This is a genomic window from Anaerolineae bacterium (genome assembly GCA_013178015.1).
Taxonomy (GTDB): Bacteria; Chloroflexota; Anaerolineae; order DRVO01; family DRVO01; genus Ch71.
The window spans coordinates 1-19,294 of sequence record JABLXR010000001.1 but is presented as its reverse complement, the minus strand read 5'-3'; the positions used below and the strand labels follow the sequence as shown (position 1 = coordinate 19,294).

General features: G+C 65.7%; 18 protein-coding genes. 2 read left to right on the top strand and 16 right to left on the bottom strand.

Annotated elements, in window-relative coordinates; genetic code table 11:
* From HPY83_00090 to HPY83_00045, 10 genes are all read right to left on the bottom strand, one after another.
* Complete coding sequence (locus HPY83_00090; protein NPV06342.1) at nucleotides 1-1,356, bottom strand: ATP-binding protein; 1,356 nt, start codon at nucleotides 1,354-1,356, stop codon at nucleotides 1-3.
* Complete coding sequence (locus HPY83_00085; protein NPV06341.1) at nucleotides 1,295-1,999, bottom strand: DnaD domain protein; 705 nt, start codon at nucleotides 1,997-1,999, stop codon at nucleotides 1,295-1,297. Before HPY83_00085 ends, HPY83_00090 begins: the two co-directional genes overlap by 62 nt.
* A 71-nt stretch (nucleotides 2,000-2,070) precedes the next feature.
* Nucleotides 2,071-3,414 (bottom strand): replicative DNA helicase, encoded by a 1,344-nt coding sequence (gene dnaB, locus HPY83_00080; GenBank protein ID NPV06340.1) that lies wholly within the window; start codon nucleotides 3,412-3,414, stop codon nucleotides 2,071-2,073.
* Between the two features lie 23 nt (nucleotides 3,415-3,437).
* Entirely contained in the window at nucleotides 3,438-3,944 is a 507-nt protein-coding gene (locus tag HPY83_00075) for a bifunctional nuclease family protein (GenBank protein ID NPV06339.1), read from the bottom strand.
* A gap of 365 nt (nucleotides 3,945-4,309) precedes the next feature.
* Entirely contained in the window at nucleotides 4,310-5,296 is a 987-nt protein-coding gene (locus HPY83_00070) for a M42 family metallopeptidase (protein NPV06338.1), read from the bottom strand.
* A gap of 73 nt (nucleotides 5,297-5,369) precedes the next feature.
* On the bottom strand, nucleotides 5,370-6,434 hold the full coding sequence (locus tag HPY83_00065) for a M42 family metallopeptidase (protein NPV06337.1): 1,065 nt from the start codon (nucleotides 6,432-6,434) through the stop codon (nucleotides 5,370-5,372).
* A 2-nt stretch (nucleotides 6,435-6,436) separates the two neighbouring features.
* Nucleotides 6,437-7,495, bottom strand: a complete 1,059-nt coding sequence (locus HPY83_00060) for a M42 family metallopeptidase (protein NPV06336.1) — start codon at nucleotides 7,493-7,495, stop codon at nucleotides 6,437-6,439.
* A complete protein-coding gene (locus HPY83_00055) occupies nucleotides 7,492-7,779 on the bottom strand; it encodes a hypothetical protein (GenBank protein NPV06335.1) in 288 nt (95 codons plus the stop codon). Before HPY83_00055 ends, HPY83_00060 begins: the two co-directional genes overlap by 4 nt.
* A gap of 93 nt (nucleotides 7,780-7,872) precedes the next feature.
* Complete coding sequence (locus HPY83_00050) at nucleotides 7,873-8,862, bottom strand: hypothetical protein (GenBank protein NPV06334.1); 990 nt, start codon at nucleotides 8,860-8,862, stop codon at nucleotides 7,873-7,875.
* Entirely contained in the window at nucleotides 8,859-9,935 is a 1,077-nt protein-coding gene (locus HPY83_00045; GenBank protein ID NPV06333.1) for a hypothetical protein, read from the bottom strand. The genes HPY83_00050 and HPY83_00045 overlap by 4 nt, the downstream gene beginning before the upstream one ends.
* 271 nt (nucleotides 9,936-10,206) lie before the next feature.
* Here HPY83_00045 and aroE point away from each other — a divergent pair, with 271 nt between their 5' ends.
* Together aroE and HPY83_00035 are read left to right on the top strand one after the other, a co-directional pair.
* Nucleotides 10,207-11,697 carry a shikimate dehydrogenase gene (gene aroE, locus HPY83_00040; protein NPV06332.1) on the top strand — a complete coding sequence of 497 codons (1,491 nt, stop codon included), beginning with the start codon at nucleotides 10,207-10,209 and terminating at the stop codon, nucleotides 11,695-11,697.
* 265 nt (nucleotides 11,698-11,962) lie between these two features.
* A complete protein-coding gene (locus tag HPY83_00035; protein NPV06331.1) occupies nucleotides 11,963-12,229 on the top strand; it encodes a hypothetical protein in 267 nt (88 codons plus the stop codon).
* 350 nt (nucleotides 12,230-12,579) lie between these two features.
* On the opposite strand, the gene HPY83_00030 is transcribed toward HPY83_00035, so the two are convergent.
* From HPY83_00030 to hrcA, 6 genes are all read right to left on the bottom strand, one after another.
* Nucleotides 12,580-13,314 (bottom strand): 16S rRNA (uracil(1498)-N(3))-methyltransferase, encoded by a 735-nt coding sequence (locus tag HPY83_00030; protein NPV06330.1) that lies wholly within the window; start codon nucleotides 13,312-13,314, stop codon nucleotides 12,580-12,582.
* A 4-nt stretch (nucleotides 13,315-13,318) separates the two neighbouring features.
* Nucleotides 13,319-14,233 (bottom strand): 50S ribosomal protein L11 methyltransferase, encoded by a 915-nt coding sequence (gene prmA, locus HPY83_00025; protein NPV06329.1) that lies wholly within the window; start codon nucleotides 14,231-14,233, stop codon nucleotides 13,319-13,321.
* A gap of 26 nt (nucleotides 14,234-14,259) precedes the next feature.
* Nucleotides 14,260-15,384, bottom strand: coding sequence for a molecular chaperone DnaJ (gene dnaJ / locus HPY83_00020; GenBank protein NPV06328.1), 1,125 nt, complete (start codon nucleotides 15,382-15,384; stop codon nucleotides 14,260-14,262).
* A gap of 60 nt (nucleotides 15,385-15,444) precedes the next feature.
* Nucleotides 15,445-17,346 (bottom strand): molecular chaperone DnaK, encoded by a 1,902-nt coding sequence (dnaK, locus tag HPY83_00015; GenBank protein ID NPV06327.1) that lies wholly within the window; start codon nucleotides 17,344-17,346, stop codon nucleotides 15,445-15,447.
* A gap of 82 nt (nucleotides 17,347-17,428) precedes the next feature.
* The gene (locus tag HPY83_00010; GenBank protein NPV06326.1) at nucleotides 17,429-17,986 is read right to left on the bottom strand and encodes a nucleotide exchange factor GrpE; all 558 of its coding nucleotides are present in this window, start codon (nucleotides 17,984-17,986) and stop codon (nucleotides 17,429-17,431) included.
* A complete protein-coding gene (gene hrcA, locus HPY83_00005; GenBank protein NPV06325.1) occupies nucleotides 17,979-19,094 on the bottom strand; it encodes a heat-inducible transcription repressor HrcA in 1,116 nt (371 codons plus the stop codon). The genes HPY83_00010 and hrcA overlap by 8 nt, the downstream gene beginning before the upstream one ends.
* Nucleotides 19,095-19,294: the final 200 nt, after the last annotated feature.

Here is a 19,294-nt window from a genome sequence, read left to right as displayed (position 1 = left end):
CTAGACCTGCCTGCGGACCCGACTGGCCCGAGAACGGGAACGGCCACGGTAGGGGGGAGCTACGATAGGGACGATGAGACAGCGCGACTTATCCATCAACCTCACCTTCAGGCGTGGATCAATATCCTCCAGGGTCAAGCTGGTGGTGATAACGGTGGGCAGCCTGGCGTTGAACCGGTAGCTGAACAGCTGGTGCAGCTTCTCGTCCCACGGTGTGGAGCTCTGCACGCCCAGGTTGTCTAGAACCAGGAGGGGGGCACGGCGGACCTGCTGCAGTCGCTTATCGTACGACACAAGAGCTGAGGGTTCAAATGCAGCCCGGAGGTAGTCCAGCAAGTCGGGTACCTCGACGAACAGGGCCTGCAGTCCCTGGGCCTGACGCGCGTTGGCTATCGCAGCGGCCAAGTGCGTCTTCCCGCAGTAGTGATCGCCCTGAAGGAGGAGGAAACCCTGGGGCTCCTCGGCAAACTGACGGGCAGCGGCGTAGGCGCAACTCAGGTTCTCGCGGGTATCAGCATCCAGTTCCCTGGCACGCAGGTCGAAACTCTCGAATGTCTGGTCGGCATGTAGAGAGAGAGTGCTGAGGTCGCTGATGGGGCCAGTGGCACCGGAGCCCCGGTAGTCGGGCGCGGTGATGGCCACTCTGCGAACCAGGGCCTCGTCGGTCAGGCGCGAGCGCAGCCGGGGATCCAGTTCCTCCAGGGGCACGTTGGTTGTGATGACGGTGGGAAGCCGGTTGTTGTAGCGGTGGTTCAGTATCTGGTACAGCTTCTCAAGCGCCCAGGGAGTGGTGTTCTGGGCGCCCAGATCGTCGAGGACGAGGCAGGGCGCCTCACGCACGTCCTGGAAGAGCTGGTCGTAGCCTACGGCGCTGCGAGGCCCATAGGTAGCGCGGAGGTGATCGAGGAGATCGGGCACCGTCTGGAAGAGCACCGCCACCCCTCTCTCAACCAGGGTCACGGTGATGGCAGCCGCCAAGTGAGTCTTGCCGCACCCGTAGGTACCCGTTATCAGCAGCCAGCCCTCGGGGTGGGCGCTGAACTCCTTGCAGGTCTGATAGGCGTTGCGCAGGTTGCGCCGGTCGCTCGCGTTCAGAGCGACGCCCTCGGGATGGAAGTTGTCGAAGGTGTTCTGGGCCAGGAGGCCCAAGTTGGAGAGGCGAAGAAGGCGGTCGGCTCGGCGGGCAGTCAGGACCTCTTGGCGGCACTGGCAGGGATACACCTTGCCGAACTCCGGGTCGCCCGGAGGCACGTCGGGAGTGACGAACCCGAGCCCGCGGCAATGAGGGCAGGCGTCAGAGCCGCCGGTACTCTTCGTATTCGCCTGAGAGGTAGCGCCTTCGGTCACGTTGATCACTTGGGCTGGTCTCGTCCCGCCCCTGACGTCGCCAGCGTTCGAGCACGCTGCGGACGTAACGCCAGTTGCGGGCGTTATGCTGGGCTGCCACGCGGAAAGCGTCCTCGACCCACTGCTGCGGGTAGGAACGCTCTGCTTCCTCCAGCTCGTCGGCGATGATGGGCTGGAGAGGCCCGATGTTCTGCTCATAGAGCACGAAGATGTTGGGCTTCTGAGGTAGAGGCCGCTCCTCGGCAGTCACGTCGGCATCCGGTACAGACAGCTCGCCTGCTCGCACTCGTTCCAGAGTCCGCCGACCCCGCTCCGTATTGAGGAGATACCAGTTCCGTGGACCGGTGGGAGTCGTGCCTCTTACCTCCAAGAGAGTGCCACGTTCCAGCGCTTTTCGCAATCCCTCGCGCAGGCACTCCCGGGTGTTGCGGCCTAGACACTCCAGACTCCGCAAAAGGACCCCATCGCGCTCCAGTTCGGCCAGGCTGACCCACAGGGGCTCAGCTCGGCGCCGCTGCAGGAGCCACATCAGGTGCAGGGTGACCTTAAGCTCCGCCAGGTCGTCTATCTGAGGCAGCAACTCGACGAAGAACAGATCCGGAACGGAGACGACGGCAAGGCCGCCGCCGGGGAAGCCCGGAAACGTGGACATGATGGCCGCAGCTCCAGAAGAATGCCGGCCCCCCGGCGTCGCCGGGGTCGGTGCAGGCAATGATGGCGGCGCTAGTAATCGAGGGGCTCTACCCTCATCTCGACTTCCAAGAACTGTGCCAGCTCGCTACGGAAGAAGAGAGGCACGGTTCCTGTAGGACCGTTGCGATGTTTGGCCACGATGAGCTCGGCTATGTTGGGTTGATCGGTGTCGGGGTTATACATCTCATCGCGGTAGATGAACATCACCACGTCGGCGTCCTGCTCGATACTTCCGGAATCGCGGAGGTCGGACAGCATGGGCCTCTTGTCGTGACGGGACTCGACCGCTCGGGAGAGCTGAGAGGCGGCCAGGACGGGCACGTTAAGCTCCCGCGCTACCTGCTTGAGGGTGCGGGAGATGGCGCTTATCTCCTGCACGCGATTCTCGGTGCGGTGGTCGCCCTGCATAAGCTGGAGGTAATCCACCGTGATCAGGTCCACGCCGTGCTCGGCTGCCAGCCGTCTGCACTTGGTGCGGAACTCGGAGGTGGTCAGGGCGGGAGTATCGTCCATGAAGACCGACAAGCCCGCCAGGCTGCTCACGCTGTGCTCCAGTCGGGGCCATTCCTCTGCCGTAAGACGCCCAGTGCGCAGTCGCTGCGACTCGATTCCGGTGTCGGCAGCCACCAGGCGCTGCACGATCTGCTCGTTGGACATCTCCAATGAGAAGATGGCCACGCGCTGGCGGAAGCGGCGAGCGGCGGCGGCGGCGATCCCCAGGAGGAGGCTAGTCTTGCCCACACCGGGGCGCGCGGCCAGGATCAGAAGGTCGGAGCGCTGCATCCCCCCGAGCAGTCGGTCCAGCTTGGCGAACCCGCTGGGCACGCCGATCATCTCGCCCTGGTGGGCGTAGAGGTAACCGATGCGCTCGTAGTAGGCGCGCAGCACCTCCTGGATGGGTACCAATTCCCGAGACAGACGCCGCTCGCTGATGCTGAACAGGATCTGCTCGGCTCGGTCAACCACTTCGTTGGCGTCTGCCTCTTCGGAGTCGTAGGCAAGGCCCGCGATGCGGGAGGCGGCGTCTATCAGCCGCCGCAGGGTGGAGTTGCGCTCGACGATGTGAGCGTAATGTTCGATGTGGATGGCGGTAGGGACGCTATTGAGAAGGGTCGTCAGGTAGGCTGCGCCTCCTACCTGGTCCAGTTGCCCACGTCGTTCCAGTTCGTCGCTGAGGGTCACGAAGTCGGCCGGCTCGCGGCGCTCGTGCAGGGCGAGGATGGCCGCGTAGATGATGGCGTGAGCCTCGCGGTAGAAGTCGTCCGGGCGCAGGAAAGGCGCCACCCTGATGATGGCGTCGGGGTCTATCAGAATGCTGCCGAGCACCGACTGCTCGGCTTCTACGTTCTGTGGCGGCAGACGCTCCGGAGGCATGGGTCAAGCTCGTTGGCGAAGGCTCACTGGTCTAGGTCGCCCAGGTCCAGCGAGTCTATGAAGTCGCGGAAGGCGCCCATGTCTTCCTCATCAGCGACCTCGGGTCGGATGCCGTTGATCCAGGGCGAAGGGTCGGGCTCGTTGCCCGCCTGCTCCATGACCGACTCGCTGACGAACACGGGCACGCCGGCCCGTACGGCTAGGGCCAGGGCATCGCTAGGACGTGAGTCTATAGCCTGTTCCTCGCCATCCTGCCGAACGTATATGTTGGCGAAGAAGGTGTCGCTGCGGAGATCGGTCACCACCACGCGCAGCACCTCGCCCCCCAGCTGCCCGATGCAACGCAGGAGGAGGTCATGCGTCATGGGCCGCCACAGAGCTGCCCCCTGCAGGCGGATGGTGATGGCGTCGGCCTCGAAGGCTCCTATGTAGATGGGGAGGTACCGGTTTCCTCCCTGCTCGCCCAGAATGACCACCCGCTGCTGGGACACCAGGCTAACTCTGACGCTCTGTATGGTAACCGGGACCATCAAAAAACCTCCCTTGGTCCTGATCGGAGCTCTCGATGGCATTATACCATAGGCCAGGCCGAGCTCTAGCTACGACGTCCCTCCGATTCGACGTCGCTTCCGAAGCTGTCCTCTCTCGCCCTGCTCGTCTAGGGCGGGCGCACAGCGCCGTACGGTCGGCCGGCGGGTACGCACCGTGCACGGCGGGGCCCCCGACAGCGTAAGCCAGTGCGCCGTCGTTGCCCATTTGGGCCTGACCAGGCGCAGGTGTTGCCGCCGGAACGAAACGACCGGGCATCTGACCTCAGGCAGGGGGAGGCCGGCAGGCAGACCCGGCCGCCGGCCTCAACCCAGCCGTGGGCATAGCCCGAGGGCGTCGGAGAGGCTCAGAGGGAGATGTCGTTCTCCACGAAGGCCAGGAGCAGATTGACCGCGGCTTCAGCGTCGCGCTCGTCTATCATCTCGGAGGGAGTGTGAATGTAGCGGCAGGGGACGGAGACGGCTCCAGTGGGCACTCCGGCTCGAGTGGTCTGCATCACCCGCGCGTCTGTGGTCCCGCCCTCGAGGACCTCCAGTTGATAGGGGATGCCCTTCTCCTCGGCCCGGGCCACGAGCAGATCCTTCACCGCCGGGTGGGCGAGCATGCCGCCATCTCGGACCTTGATAGCCGCGCCCTCACCCAGCGACACCGCCATCACAGGGCACTTGGGCGTATCGCCTGTGCCGGTTACATCTACAGCCAGGGCCACCTGAGGGTCCACGCAGTAAGCACAAGTGGTGGCGCCACGCAGGCCAACCTCCTCCTGAGTGGTGAAAGCGAAGTGGACCTCGTTCCGGGGCCGGTCCAGGCGGCGCAGGGTCTCGATTAGGACAGCGCATCCGGCCCGGTCGTCCATGGCCTTGCCGATGAAGCGGCTGCCGCACTGGCCAAAGGGTCGATCCATGGAAGCGATGTCGCCCACCTTCACGCGCACGTCGTCCCGGCTGCGAGCGCCGACGTCTATGAACAGCTTGGATAGCGCGGGTATCTTGTCCCCGTCTTCGAGCTTCTCCACTCCGATGACGCCAGTGGAGCCGTCGGCGAAGCGCACCCGGCTGCCCACCAGGCCCAGAGCACGAACCCCGCCGATGGTGCCGAAGCGGAGGAAGCCCTTCTCATCAATGTGGCTGACGATGATGCCTATCTCGTCCATGTGGGCGGCCAGCATCACCCGCCGCCCGCCGCTGCCCTTGACGGCCACCAGGTTGCCCAGGGCGTCGACGGTAACCACGTCGGCCAGGCCCTCGACCTCGCTGCGAATCAGGTCTCTTATCTGGCCCTCGTTGCCGGACGGGCCGTAGGCTTGGCTCAGCTTGCACAGTGTATCCTTCACGAGATCCTCCCCATGCTAGGGCGTCACGGGCGAACGCACGGGCCGCGCCGGCGTCGTGCCTGGCGAGCCGGTCCTACGACGAGGTCCAGGCCTCGGGCAGGCGGCGAAGAGCAGCCTCCATCAGTCTCACAGCGTGGTGGAGGTCCAGGAGGTCTAGCACCGATTCGGGCGAGTGCAGGTACCGGCAGGGCACGGCCACCGCCACCGAGGGAATGCCCTCGCGCTGGAGGTGGACGGCGCCGGCGTCGGTCCCGCCGATGTTGGGCTGCTTTATCTGGTACGGTATCCCTTCGCCGAGGGCGGTTTGCACGAGCAGATCCACCAGGCGCCGGTCCGAGATCACGCTGGCGTCGGCGACGGTGACGGCCGGGCCCCGGCCCATGACGGTGGTGGGGCTGACGTCGTCCTCCTTGGGCGAATCGTCACAGACGGTGCCTTCCAGGGCAAAGGCCAAGGTAGGGGCAACGGCATAGGCGGCCGTTTTGGCCCCCCGCAGTCCTACCTCCTCCTGGACGCTGAAGACGCCGTACAAGTCGAAGTCGAACTGGTGTTCCAGCAGGGAGGCCAGGACGAAGCAACCGGCTCGGTCGTCGAAAGCCTTGCCGCTCGCCCTACCCACGGGAGGACGGTCCTCAGGCCGGCATCCCTGCAGGTAGTGGAAGGGCGTATCGAAAGTGACGTACTCCCCCATGGGGGCGGCGCCCAGAGCCTCATCTTTGTTCTTGGCTCCGATGTCAATGTAGAGCTGGTCGGCCCTGATGACGTTCTTGCGCTCGGACGGTTCGGTGAGGTGCACCGGCTTGACCCCGATGATGCCCGGGATCCTGTCCTTGCCCACCAGCACTCGGTTGGCGAGCAGGACTCTAGGATCTATGCCACCCACGGGCTGGAAGCGCAGGAAGCCGTTGGCGTCGGCACCTGTGACCATGAGCCCCACTTCGTCCATGTGGGCTACTACCATCACGCGCAAGGAGGACCGGCCCGTGCCCCGGCGCAGGGCGATGAGGTTGCCGATGGTGTCGGTCCTCAACTCGTCCACGGTGCCCTTGAGCGAGCGGGCCAGCAGGCCTCGGACTTCTCCCTCGTCGCCCGACACGCCGCGTGCCTCGGAGAGGGTCTGCAGGAAGGCGATGTCCATTCTCATTCCTCCGGCAACGCGGGCCTGAAGCGGTCCAGGATGGCGTCGTCCAGGTCGGCGATGAAGTGGGCCATCAGCCGGCCACAGCGCTCCACGTCCCGCAGGCATAGGGTCTCGACCGGCGTGTGCATGTAGCGCAGTGGCAGCCCCAGGAGGCCCGTAGGTACTCCTTCGCGGCACACCTGTATGGCCCAGGCGTCAGTGCCGCTGCGGCCTGGTATGGCTTCGCACTGGTAAGGTATCTCGTGCTTCTTGGCTGTCTCCACCAGCCGCTCGTACATCACGGGGTGAAGGTTGGGGCCGCGAGCGATGCCCGGTCCCTTGTCCGCCTCGATCGTTCTCATCTCAGGTACGTCGGGCGTGCGGGCGAAGGTCACGTCCACCGCTATGGCCGCCTGGGGCTCCACCCCGTAGCTGCTGGTCATGGCCCCTCGGAGTCCCACTTCCTCCTGCACCGTGGCCACGGCGTAGACATCCCACCGCTGGCGCATCCCCTGGAGCACCTGAAGGCAATGGTGGAGCGCGGCCACTCCAGCACGGTCATCCATGGCCTTGCTGGCGACGAACCCGTTCCTCAGCTCTACGTAACCGCGCCGCAGGGTGATCAGGTCACCCACGCGAACCTGGCCGCCGATCTGGTCGGCGGTAAGGCCCACGTCAACAAACAGGTCCTCCATGGGGAGGACCTTGTCGCGCTCCTCGGCCGACATCACGTGCGGCGGCCGCATACCTATCACCCCGGGCATGGTCTGACGGCCGTGGACCCATACGGGCTGGCCAGGCAGGACGCGCACGTCGAAGCCGCCTACCTGGGTGAACCGAAGCACGTCCTTGTCGATGGCTTTCACTATCAACCCGATCTCGTCCATGTGGCCGGCCAGCATGATCCGGTGCTCGCCAGGGGAGCCCCGCTTGATGCCCCAGACGCTTCCCATGGCATCGGTGCTCACCTCGTCGCACAGCAGGCCAAACTCTGCGGTGACCAGGCCGCGGACCTCATGCTCGTAGCCGGAGACGCCAGACGCCTCGGTGAGGGCTTTCAGGAACTCGGCGGTGTTCACGGATGCCTCCCGTGCTGCTGGTCCAGCGCCAGCAGGGTGGAGCGCAAGCCCTCGCGGACGTTCTCCAGGTACGTGATCTGGAGGAACTCGTCCCACAGGGGCGACTGGGCGTCGGTAGCGGCGGCGATGCTGGCGAGGCGGCGTCGCTCATCTCCGGGGTTATGCCGGGCATAGAGCGAGTGCAACCGCCCTTCTACGGCGAGCAGGGCTCGGCTCAGGTAAGGCGCCGTAGCCTGCGAGGGACCGAGGGCGCGCGACGGGCGGGGTAATCCTTTGACGACCAAGCTATGCCTCCACTGTTCCACTGCCGTAGGAGGATAGCACCGCGTGGGAGCGGCGGTCAAAGCCGGGCACGGGCTCCAGCCCCAGCGGCCCTGCTACTCGTGTTCCCGGGCTACTTCGACGAACGCCGCCACGTTCTCCCGGGGTGTGCGCCGGCACAGCTCCGTCATCATGTGGCGCATGCCGGCATCCACCGCGGCGGTGTAGGTGGTGCGTATGGTCGCCGGGGTGCCGTCGAGCATGTCCCGCACGGTGTGCAGGTTCCAGGACACGTCCATGTGGCCTACTAGGCCGATGACGTCCTCGACCTGCAGGTACTGGTCGTTACCGGGGTCGTAGGCGTCTATCCTAAGTTCCCGAAGGAAGCGAAGGTGGTCGGGGCGTAACAGCTCGGTATGAACGCTGCGGCGACCGGGACCTAGCTCCTCGTAGATGCGCAGCCAGTAGGGCAGCACGAACTCCGGCCACAAGGCAGGTGGGAGCATGCCGGCCATGTCGTCGGCGATGCCGGTGTTGCCGGTCTCGGGCTGGCCGTTGATGCGTCTCGCGTAGCGTACGAAGCTGATGTACGTCTGGGTGACTACCCCCAGGAGGTGATGGGCCACCTCGGGGTCGTCCAAGACATCGAGGAAGAAACGGTCCCCGCGCAGCAGAACGGCCGAGGTGATGGGGCCCTCCTGGCCGGCGCCAAGAGGAGGAAGCTTGCCCAGTATGCGGCCCATTTCCTCTCGCATGGCGAGATAGCGCTGCAGCCAGTCGCTTGCCTCTGGCACGGCCGGTCGCAGCGCCAGCACCGAGTCGCGGTCGGCCAGGACCCGGCCCAGGTTAGCCACCATCGGTGGGTGGTCGTCGGGCAGCACCAGCTTGGCCCCCAGCGAGGCCACGCCCACGTACGCAGGAACGGGGACCGCGACGCCCCCGACATCCACTCCATAGGCCGACTGGAAGAGCTCGCGGGCCCGGATCTGGGTGTGGACGGCCACGTCGGCGCGGGTGTAATAGTCGCCCAGCGTGGTGCCTACATACTCGGTCTCGACCTCGGGAGGAACGGCGAGCCGCCAGCGAACTCCGCTGCTCTGGCTCATGTGGCGCTCCTCTCGACTTCGTAGCCGGCGAACTCCCGCGCCACGTCCACCAGGGCTATGAAGTGACGGGCCGCCCGCTCGATGTAGATGCCCGAGCTAGTGCCGCCCAGCATGAAGCTTCGTGTTCCTGTTCTCCTCAATGTGTCCCGCGCTAGCGACAGCACCTCGTCCGTCGTTCTGGTCTCCAGTACCTCCATGTCATCCAGCCCGCCTACCAGGCAGACGCGATCCCCGATGCGGCGGATGGCGTCGCCCAGGTCCACGTTGCCGAAGGGGGGCACCTCCAGAGGATCGAGGGAGTCTATTCCCAGATCGGCTAGGAGCTCGAGGTAGCGGTCTACGTCTCCATGATTGTGGTAGTGGGCAATTCCGCCACACTCGTGGATGAGGGACACGAGGGAAGTATCGAAGGGGGTGATCAGGGCGGAGAATGCGCGAGGGCCGAGCATTTCGCTGGCGTACTCGCCGCCGATGATGCGATAGGCGTCCACGCCCTGAGCGGAGGCTCGGCGCACGAAATCCTCCACGCGGCGGCTCGCCTCGGCGACCACGTCGCGCATGAAAGCGGGAGCCTCAGCCCAGAGCAGGCAGGTGTCCTCCGGGGACATCATGGTAGCCGGGAGGCAGATGCCGTTGTCTATGCTGACGAGCACCAGGCCATCCTGGCCGATCTCGGCCTTGCGGCGCAGGAAAGGCTCCACGTCTACCACTGCGGGCTTCCAGGGCATGGCCATGAAGGCATCGAGGTCCTGGGCCGAGCGGCAGGGGAACTGGGTGGTATACCCGGTGATCTCGGTGCGATGGAAGACGCGGGTCAGGTCCCCTGTCGGGGTGTGGTACACAGTGATGGTATCGGGGCCATCCTGAACAACGGAGATGTCCGGGTCGGCGCCCAGAAACGGATTGCCCCCGGCTGGGGCCAGGATGAAAGGATCGGTCTTCTCGATCAGCTCGGCAGCCACCTCGCCCGCAGGGTCCAGGCGGCCCAGCCCGAAGGGGGCTACGGGCACCCGGTCCACAGGCTGGTGCCCAATGGCTGCCAGCATGCGCTGACGCGACGTCATCTCCTCCACAGTCGCCTCCGAGGTGTTGGCACTGCAGGTGGCGGCCGAGAAGCTGGACGCCACGAGGGCAGCGGAGTTGGCGAACAGGGCCACATATTACAGATGTTGCCAGCGGGCCGCCAATGCTCAGACGTGCTGAGCTGGGGGAGGCCGACCCTCAGGAGGAAACAGAGGGCGGCGGAAGACCGCCGGCGCAGTTGGGGGTCTTTGGCCTGCTCCCATGGCCACGGGTAAGATTGACTCAATGATGGGAGCCGGGTGGCCGGCACAGGAGGGAGGCTTGGACGAACGGGGAACGATGATCTGCGTCTCGATTGCGGCGCCGGACATGCTGGGAGCGTTGCGGGCGGTGGCCCAGGCGGCGAAGGGAGGGGCCGACCTGGTCGAGCTGCGGCTGGACCTAATACCCGGCTTCGACCTGGAGGCTCTGCTTTGCGAGCGCCCCCTTCCGGTCATCGTGACCTGCAGGCCCAGGCGTGCCGGAGGCAGGTTCGAGGGGGCCGAGGAGGATAGGCTGGCCGTTCTGGGGCGGGCCATGCGTCTCGGCGCCGAGTACGTGGACGCAGAGCACGACGTGGTGCACCGGCTGGCCCGGGAGGGGCACAGCAAGATGATCGCCTCCTACCACGACTTTGAGGGCCTGCCCCGACCACTGTCCCGCATCTACGACGATCTGGCGGCGATGGGAGCGGACACGGTCAAGGTCGCGGTGACAGCAAGACGAATCGAGGACAACCTGGAGGTCTTCTCGCTGCTGCAGAGGGCGGACCGGCCTACGATCGCCCTGGCCATGGGCGAGGCGGGCGTAATCAGCCGCATCCTGGCCGGCCGCTATGGTGCCCTGCTCACCTTCGCCGCCCTCGAGGAGGGAGCGGAGGTAGCACCCGGCCAGGTGCCCCTTTCTGACATGGTGGGCATGTACCGGGTGCGAGCGATCACGCCCGCCACTGATCTCTATGGGGTGGTGGCCAACCCGGTGGGCCACTCCATGAGCCCGGCGGTGCATAACGCCGCCTTCGCTCACTGCGGGCTGGATGCGGTGTACGTGCCCCTGCTGGTGGAGGAGCCGGTATCCTTCTTGCGGGAGTTCACGCCTCTGGGATTCCGTGGCTATAGCGTCACTATCCCTCACAAGCAGGCGGTAGTGGCCGCCATGGACGAGGTCGAGCCGTTAGCCCTCCGGCTGCAGGCGGTCAACACGGTGGTGGTGAGCGACGGACGATTCCACGGGTACAACACGGACGTGGCCGGCGCGCTGATCAGCATCGAGGAAGCCTTGCCGGCCGGGTCGCGGCTAGAGGACATGCGAGCCCTGGTAGTGGGAGCAGGTGGGCTGGGCCGGGCGCTGGCGCATGGGCTGGCGGCGCGCGGGGTGAGGGTGGTGATCGCCAACCGAACCGAGAGCCGGGGTCGGGCCCTGGCCCAGGAGGTGGGGGCAGAATTCGTGCCTCTGGAGGAGATGGCCAGCGTGCCTACCGATCTGCTGCTCCAGACCACTAGCGTGGGGATGCATCCGCGGGCGGACGCGTCGGTGGTCCCGGCGGAGATGCTCCGACCTGGGCTGGTGGTGTACGACGCCGTCTACAACCCCCTGGAGACGCGGCTCCTGCGCGAGGCTCGCAGGGCCGGTTGCCGCACGGTGTCGGGGCTGGGGCACTTCGTGCACCAGGCGGCCCGGCAGTTCGAACTCTGGACCGGGCGGAAGGCACCGATGGAGGTGATGCGCCGGGCGATGCTGGAGCGGCTGGGGGAGGTGACGGGCGGCGCGTGATGCGCGCTTCCGACCCTGGGGCGGTCGCGCGGGTTGGCGGCGAGGGTTCAGAGGCGCAGGTAGGTGGGCGACCGGCCCCGATGGAGCGCTGTCCCGGGCGGTGCGAGGGCATGATGTGAGCGCTGCGGAGAGCGGGTCGGGCACACCGGCCGAGACGGCTGTGGTAGGATGTCATCACAGGGCCTACCGGTTGCCGACTCGGGCGGAGATCTGAGCTCGGAGGGTAGCGCGGTGCCCGGCGGAATGAGGCAGGATAGGAGGACGTGTGAGCATCACGCGCGTAGAGGAGCGGGAGGAGGCCCGTCTCCTCGTGGAGCGGGTGCCTGACGCGGACTTGACTGCCCTGGTGCACATACTGCGCCGGCTGGCGACCTGCGAGGATCCGGTGTTGGCTGCCTTCGAAAGCGCGCACGAGGACGATGAAGGCGAACTGAGCGAGGAGACTTCGGCTGCTATCGCCGAGAGCAGGCGGGCTGCCGAAGAGCGAAACCTGGTGTCGGCAGAGGAAGTGCTGCGGCAGCTTGGGCTATGACCCTGCGCGTCACCCGTACGGGCCCAGCCCGCCAGAGCCTGCGCCGACTGGATGGGCAGGTTGCCAGATAGGTTACCTAGGCCGTAGGACGGCTGGCGGAGACGGGTCAGGGAGATGGGGCCCGGCTGCGGGCGCCCGAGACGGGCTACTGGCTGAGAGTGCGAGACTGGCGCCTGTTCCTGGACACAGACACGAACGCTGGCATCATCGTGGTGCCCTGTGTCGAGCACAGGAGCAAGGCCCAAAAGCACCGCTGACCCGATGAGGGCGCACTTCCTGGTTCGCCTCACTGGTAAGGCTGTAGCCCCAGGAGGTTCCTGGGTCGCCCGTCGGTTGTTGGCCGTCCCTGTCTAGAGCTCACCCGCCGCATAGAGGGCCAGGGCGGCGAGGACGGGCCCCGCCGTCTCGGCGCGCAGGATGCGCGGGCCCAGGGAGACGATGGTCAAGCCGGCGGCCTGGGCTGCCTCCGCCTCTTCGGAGGTGAAGCCACCCTCGGGGCCCACGAACAGCGCCAGCACGTCCTGAGTGGCGAGTTCTGGGAGGGCTGACTTCAGGGGGCGGCGCGAGTCCTCCCAGGCCAGCAGACCGGGCCCGCTCAGGCCTCCCAAGGCCGCCTGCAGCGTGGCCGGCGCGGTCACTTCGGGGAGCAGGGCGCGATGGCTCTGCTCGGCGGCAGCCCTGACCACTGCCTGCCAGCGGCTCCTCTTGCGGGCGAGGTCACCGGCAGGAGGACGGGCGGTGCAGCGGGTGGTGACGAGGGGGACGAAGCGAGCCACCCCTATCTCAGTGCCCTTCTCCAGGACCCACTCGAAGCGATCGCTGGGCAGCAGGGCCTGATAGAGCACCAGATGCAGGCGGGGCTCGGTGTTGGGGCAGGTGACTCCCAGGGCTCGGGCGCGCACGGCATCGCGACTGATAGAGAGAATCTCAGCTTCTACCTCCCGGCCTAGGCCGTTCAGCAGGGAGATGCGGTCGCCCACCTGCAGCCGGAGTACCCGGCCGACGCGGTGAGCCAGGTCCCGTCCCAGAGTGATCTCGCTGGAGGCCAGAGTCTCCGGCGGGACGAAGAAGCGGTGGGCGGACACTGATCTACCCGGCGGGAACGCGCAGCGTCAGGGCGACCCAGTCTCCGTCCTGGCTCCGCATTGTGACCGTGGCCTTGCCGGTGAAGGCTTCTAGGACCAAGTGCTCGCGTTCCAGTATGATCCCGGAAGCGATGATGATGCCTCCCGGGCGGGTGAGCCCGAGAAGCACCGGTGCCATCTCGGCGATGACCTCGGCGATGATGTTCACCAGGACCAGGTCGTGCGGCCCGTTCCGGTAGATGGAGGGGTCGGGACCATCGTGGGCCTCGACCGGGATCACCGAGGCCAGGGATACGCTCACTCGATCCCCCACTCCGTTGATGCGGACGTTGTCAGTGGCTGCCTGGACGGCGGCTGGCTCCACATCCATCGCTTCGACCCTGCCAGCACCGAGTTTGGCTGCCGCTATGGCCAGAATGCCGGTGCCCGTGCCCACGTCTAGCACCCGGTCGCCCGGGCGCAGGTAGTTCTCCAGAGCCGAGAGGCAGAGCTGAGTACTTGGGTGCAGGCCGGTGCCGAAGGCCAGTCCAGGGTCCACGGCCACCACGACCTCTCCCTGGCGGGGTTGATACTGGCGCCAGGTGGGGACGATGACAATACGCTCCCCCACATGGAGGACGGGGAAGTGGTCCTTCCACGCGTCAGTCCAGTCGCGCTCGGTGAGGCAGCGGAAGGCGGGTGAGGACACAGGAAGCAGTTGGGAAAGGTGCCACAGACCTTCTTCGATGGCGCGCCGGTGCTTGGACGCCCGACGGGCCTCGAGGTAACAGCGCACCGTCACAGCTGGCTCGTGAGAGGACCCATTGCTGGGGCCAGCACGAACCTCTTCTACGGCCACCGCACCGTAGCGGGAGAGAAAGGCAGAGACAGCTTCGGCGGCTTCTCCGCCCACTGCCACACTGACTTCCACCCACTTCACGGCCGGTCTCCTGGCGCGGCTGGCCGTTAGAGGCCGAGTACGCCCTTCATGCGCTCCACGAAGCTGGGCTCATCCTTGGCTATGTTGTTCTCGCCCAGGCTCTCGGCCAGCTCCTCCATCAACTTGCGCTGTCTGGGGTTCAGATTGGTAGGCGTTAGCACCCGTATTATTACTACCTGATCACCCCGCCCCGGGCGCTGCAGATGAGGGACACCCTTGCCCCGCAGCCGAAAGACGCGGCCGCTCTGCGTGCCAGGAGGCACTCGGAGCCTCTCCTCACCCTCCAGCGTGGGCACCTCCACGGTGGCTCCGAGCGCCGCTTGAGCCACGTTTATGGGCCACTCCAGGATCAGGTCATCTCCCTGTCGCTGGAACTGAGCATCTTCCTCCACCTGAAGGGTGACGTACAGGTTGCCTGGGGGGCCGCCGTTCAGGCCCACGTTTCCCTCGCCAGATAGGCGTATGCGGGTGCCGTCACTGACTCCGGGCGGCACCTTGACCTGTATAGTGCGCGTGCGCCGGATCTGCATCTCGCCGACGCACTGGGAGCAGCGCGTGGTGACCACCTCGCCCCGGCCTCCACAGCTGGGGCAGGTGCTGACGTTGACGAAGGACCCTAGGACCGTCTGCTGCACCCGCCGCACTTCACCGGTGCCATTGCAGGTAGGACAGCGGGTGGGCGATGTGCCTGGCTCAGCGCCAGTACCCCCGCAACGGTCACACGGTTCGAGCCGCGTTACCTCGAGCTCCTGTGTGGTGCCGAACACGGCGTCACGGAAAGAGAGGTGAAGGGAGTAATGCAGGTCGGTACCCCGCTGAGGGGCACGCCGGGCCTGGGCCGAGGTGCGCATGCCGAAGCCGAACAGGTCTTCGAAGATGTCGCCCAGGCCACCGAACCCGTTGAAGCCCTCGAACCCGTTCATCCCCGATAGGCCCGCCTGCCCGAAGCGGTCGTAGGCACGGCGCCGCTCAGGGTCGCTGAGGACGTGGTAGGCTTCGTTGACGGCCTTGAACGTCTCCGCTGCCTCGGGGGACCGGTTTACGTCCGGGTGATACTCTCTCGCCAGGCGGCGGTACGCGCGGCGTATATCTTCGGGATCGGCGTTGCGCGGGACCCCGAGCACCTCGTAGTAGTCCCTGGTGTCTGCCATACTCCACTGCATGAAAAGGAGGCGGGTTCAGTATACCCGCCTCCTCTCCCGCGATCCAATCTAGGCTTCCGTGAAGTCGCCCTCGACCACGTCTTCGTCCGGCTGGCCGGCTCCCTGCCGGCCGCCGTCAGGGCCGCGCTCGGCCTGGCCCGTCGGAGACTGCTCGTACATGGCGGCACCGATGCGCTGCATGGCCTGGGAAAGCTCGTTCGTACGGTTCCGGATCGCCTGGGTGTCTTCCCCCTGCATGACGGAGCGAAGCTGCTCCACCTTCCTCTCTACGTCCTGCCGCACGTCCGCAGGAACCTTGTCGCCCAGGTCGCGCAGGCTCTTCTCCGCCGAGTAGATCAGCGAGTCGGCCATGTTGCGGGCCTCGATGCGCTCTCGCTGTCGCTGGTCCTCGGCCTGATGTGCCTGGGCCTCGCGAACCATACGATCTATCTCTTCCTTGGTCAGGCCACTCGAAGGCTTGATGGTGATCTTCTGCTCCCGACCGGTGGCCTTATCCTTGGCGGAGACTCCCAGGATGCCGTCAGCATCTATGTCGAAGGTGACCTCGATCTGAGGCACGCCTCGGGGCGCAGGGGGAATGCCGTCCAGTATGAACCGGCCTAGCGTCTTGTTGTCGGCAGCCATGGGTCGCTCGCCCTGGACCACGTGGATCTCCACCTGAGTCTGGCCGTCGGAGGCGGTGCTGAACACCTGGCTCTTGCGGACGGGAATGGTGGTGTTCCGCTCTATGATGGGCGTGGCCACACCGCCAAGCGTCTCGATGCTGAGAGTGAGGGGAGTGACGTCCAGAAGCAATACGTCCTTGACCTCACCACCCAGCACGCCTGCCTGGATGGCAGCCCCCACGGCGACGACCTCATCGGGGTTGACGCCCTTGTGGGGTTCCTTGCCGAAGAACTTGCGCACGGCTTCCTGTACCGCGGGCATTCGGGTCTGCCCACCGACGAGGACGATCTCGTCTATCTGATCAACGGTGTAGCCGGCATCCTTTAGGGCCAGCCGGCAGGGCTCTATGGTTCGTTGGATGAGGTCCGCTACCAGAGATTCCAGCTTGGCCCGGGTCAAGGTCATCTGCAGGTGTTTGGGCCCGGAGGCGTCAGCGGTGATGAAGGGCAGGTTGATCTCAGTCTGCATGACTGAGGACAGCTCAATCTTGGCCCTTTCGGCAGCCTCCTTGAGGCGCTGCAGGGCCAGCCTATCCTGGCGGAGGTCTATGCCGTTCTCTCGCTTGAACTCGTCCGCCACCCAATCGATTACCCGCTGGTCGAAGTCGTCTCCGCCCAGGAAGGTATCGCCGTTGGTGGACTTGACTTCGAACACGCCATCGCCGACATCCAGTATGGAGATGTCGAAAGTGCCCCCACCTAGGTCGTAGACAGCGATTCTCTCGTCCTTCTTCTTGTCGAGCCCGTAGGCCAATGCGGCTGCGGTGGGCTCGTTGATGATGCGGAGCACCTCGAGGCCGGCGATCTGCCCGGCGTCCTTGGTTGCCTGGCGCTGGGCATCATCGAAGTAGGCCGGCACCGTGATGACGGCCTGAGTGATGGACTCGCCCAGGTAGGCCTCGGCGTCGGCCCTGATCTTCTGCAGGATCATGGCCGAGATCTCCGGCGGCGAGTACTCCCTCCCGCCCATCACCACGCGCACATCGCCGTTGGGAGCCTGCGCGACGCGGTAGGGCAGGCGTTTGATGGCCTGCTGCACCACGGGGTCGCTGTACTTGCGGCCCATGAATCTCTTGATGGAGTAGATGGTGTTCTCCGGGTTGGTGACCGCCTGGCGACGGGCCGACTGGCCTACCAGGCGTTCGTCAGTCTTGGGGTTAATGGCCACCACCGAGGGAAACAGCCGTCCCCCCTCGGCACTGGGCACAATGGTGGGCTCTCCGCCCTCCATGACGGCGCCCACCGAGTTGGTGGTGCCCAGGTCAATTCCGATGATCCTAGCCATACTCAGTCTCCTTACCTAATTGGTCTCACTTCGTGTCGTACTGCTCCGCTCGAGCGCGGTGGCAGCTGCGCCCGAGCGCCTGCTAACTGGATTTTGCCACCCGAACCACACTGCAACGAAGTATGCGATCGCCCAGGCGATATCCCTTCAACACCTGACCGATAACGTCGCCTTCGGCAAAGCCCTCCGCCTCCTCGTGGGTGATGGCCTCGTGTACCTCGGGATCGAACTTGCAGCCCTCAGCTTCGATCTCTTCTACCCCAAGGCTCTCCAGCAACTGGCGGAACTTTCGCTCCACCATGCGCACGCCCTCGACCCAGGGATGCCCTGCAAGCTCCTCCGGGATGTCGCCGCAGGCGCGCTCCAGGTCGTCCAGGAGGGGCAGAAACTGGCAGATGAAATCCTCCAGTGCCGCCTGGGAGATGGAGGTGCGTTCCTCTTCGATCCTCCGGCGGTAGTTGGCGAAGGAGGCTCGCTCTCTCTGCCAGCCGTCCAGGTACTCCTTCGCCTGCCGCTCTGCCTCGGCTAGGCTGGCCTCCAACTCGCCAATTCTCTGCTCCAACTGGCACACGCGCTCCTCGGTGGCAGGAGCGTCCATCTCCGCCGCCCCGAGGCTTTCCTGATCAGCGTCACTAACCATTACTGGCAACCTCCCCTTTGCCCTGGCCCGCCTTACCTTCGAGATCGAGCCCATCTACTTCGCCGGGGCCGAAGAGACCCCAAATCAGCTCGCTCAGCAGTGATGCCATGTAGCGGACCGCTGGGATGACAGTCTCGTAGTTCATGCGTACGGGGCCCAGGACGCCCAACGCTCCCACCAGTTCCTGCTGTACCCCATACCGCGACAATACCAGACCGTACTCGCCCACGTTCGCGCCCTCGCCGCCATGGCCCAGCAGAACGGTCACGCCGTTGGTGGCAGTCACCTGCGGAAGGATGCTGGCGGCCAGCCAGTCGCTCTCCAGAAGGCTCATAGCCCGGCTCACCGCCGTGCTGTCGGCGAACTCGGGCTGGCTCAGTAGGTGTCGCAAGCCCTCTCGGTAGGCCTCCACGCTGGCAGCCCGATCCAGATCGCGCATGCAGGCGGCAACCAGTTGGAGCACCTCCCGATCGAAGGCCGTGAGCTCGTCCGTGAGCGATTCGATCTCATGGGCCTGGAGGCCCCGGCAGAGAGCCGACAACCGATCGGAAACCTGACTGAGCGCCTCCTGAGACACGGGCTGGCGCGTCACCAGACCGTGCTGCCTGACGACGCCGTTCTGCAGTACCAACACCAGCAACACGGAGTTGCCGTAGGTCGAGATGAGCTCCAGGTGCTTGAAGCGCACCTGAGGCCCCCTGGGTGCGGTGACCACAGCCGCATTGCGGACGGTGTCGGCCAGTATGGCAGCAGAAAGCTGGAGCCACTGGTCCAACTCGAGGCCCAACTGGTGGAACTGATGGCTGATTCTGCGCCGCTCGGTGAGGGGTAGCTCCCGCTCCGGCATGAGGTACTCGATGAAGTACCGGTAGCCGGCATCGGTGGGCACCCGCCCGGCGGAAGTATGAGGGTGCGTGAGCAGCCCCAATTCCTCCAGCCGCGCCAGTTCGTTCCTGATGGTCGCCGAGCTGACTTTCAGCCCGTACTGATCCACCAACACCTTGGAGCTGACCGGAGTTGCCGAACGGGTATACTCCCGCACCACCAGGCGCAGGACCAGCTTCTGCCGCGACGTTAGCCCCGGCAGATGTATTTGCGCGCTAGACACCCTAGCACTCCGACCCATCGAGTGCCAAGTCTAGCACTCAGCCGCAGGCATGTCAAGGGCACAAGGGCATGGGCAGGGCTTTCTCAAAGTCCTATGGCAAGCGACCAGAGATGCCTATCAGAGCCAGTCTGGGCGCTATCGGATGCTGCATCGCCTCTGTTCCTCGCCTGCTCGCTGGCCGGCCGTGGTTGCTGGCCAGC

What these genes read in the sequence shown, in the direction of transcription:
- dnaK (NPV06327.1), bottom strand. Translation starts at nt 17,346, where the DNA reads ATGGCTAGGATCATCGGAATTGACCTGGGCACCACCAACTCGGTGGGC.
- HPY83_00075 (NPV06339.1), bottom strand. Translation starts at nt 3,944, where the DNA reads ATGGTCCCGGTTACCATACAGAGCGTCAGAGTTAGCCTGGTGTCCCAG.
- HPY83_00050 (NPV06334.1), bottom strand. Translation starts at nt 8,862, where the DNA reads ATGAGCCAGAGCAGCGGAGTTCGCTGGCGGCTCGCCGTTCCTCCCGAG.
- HPY83_00085 (NPV06341.1), bottom strand. Translation starts at nt 1,999, where the DNA reads ATGTCCACGTTTCCGGGCTTCCCCGGCGGCGGCCTTGCCGTCGTCTCC.
- dnaJ (NPV06328.1), bottom strand. Translation starts at nt 15,384, where the DNA reads ATGGCAGACACCAGGGACTACTACGAGGTGCTCGGGGTCCCGCGCAAC.
- HPY83_00065 (NPV06337.1), bottom strand. Translation starts at nt 6,434, where the DNA reads ATGGACATCGCCTTCCTGCAGACCCTCTCCGAGGCACGCGGCGTGTCG.
- dnaB (NPV06340.1), bottom strand. Translation starts at nt 3,414, where the DNA reads ATGCCTCCGGAGCGTCTGCCGCCACAGAACGTAGAAGCCGAGCAGTCG.
- HPY83_00010 (NPV06326.1), bottom strand. Translation starts at nt 17,986, where the DNA reads ATGGTTAGTGACGCTGATCAGGAAAGCCTCGGGGCGGCGGAGATGGAC.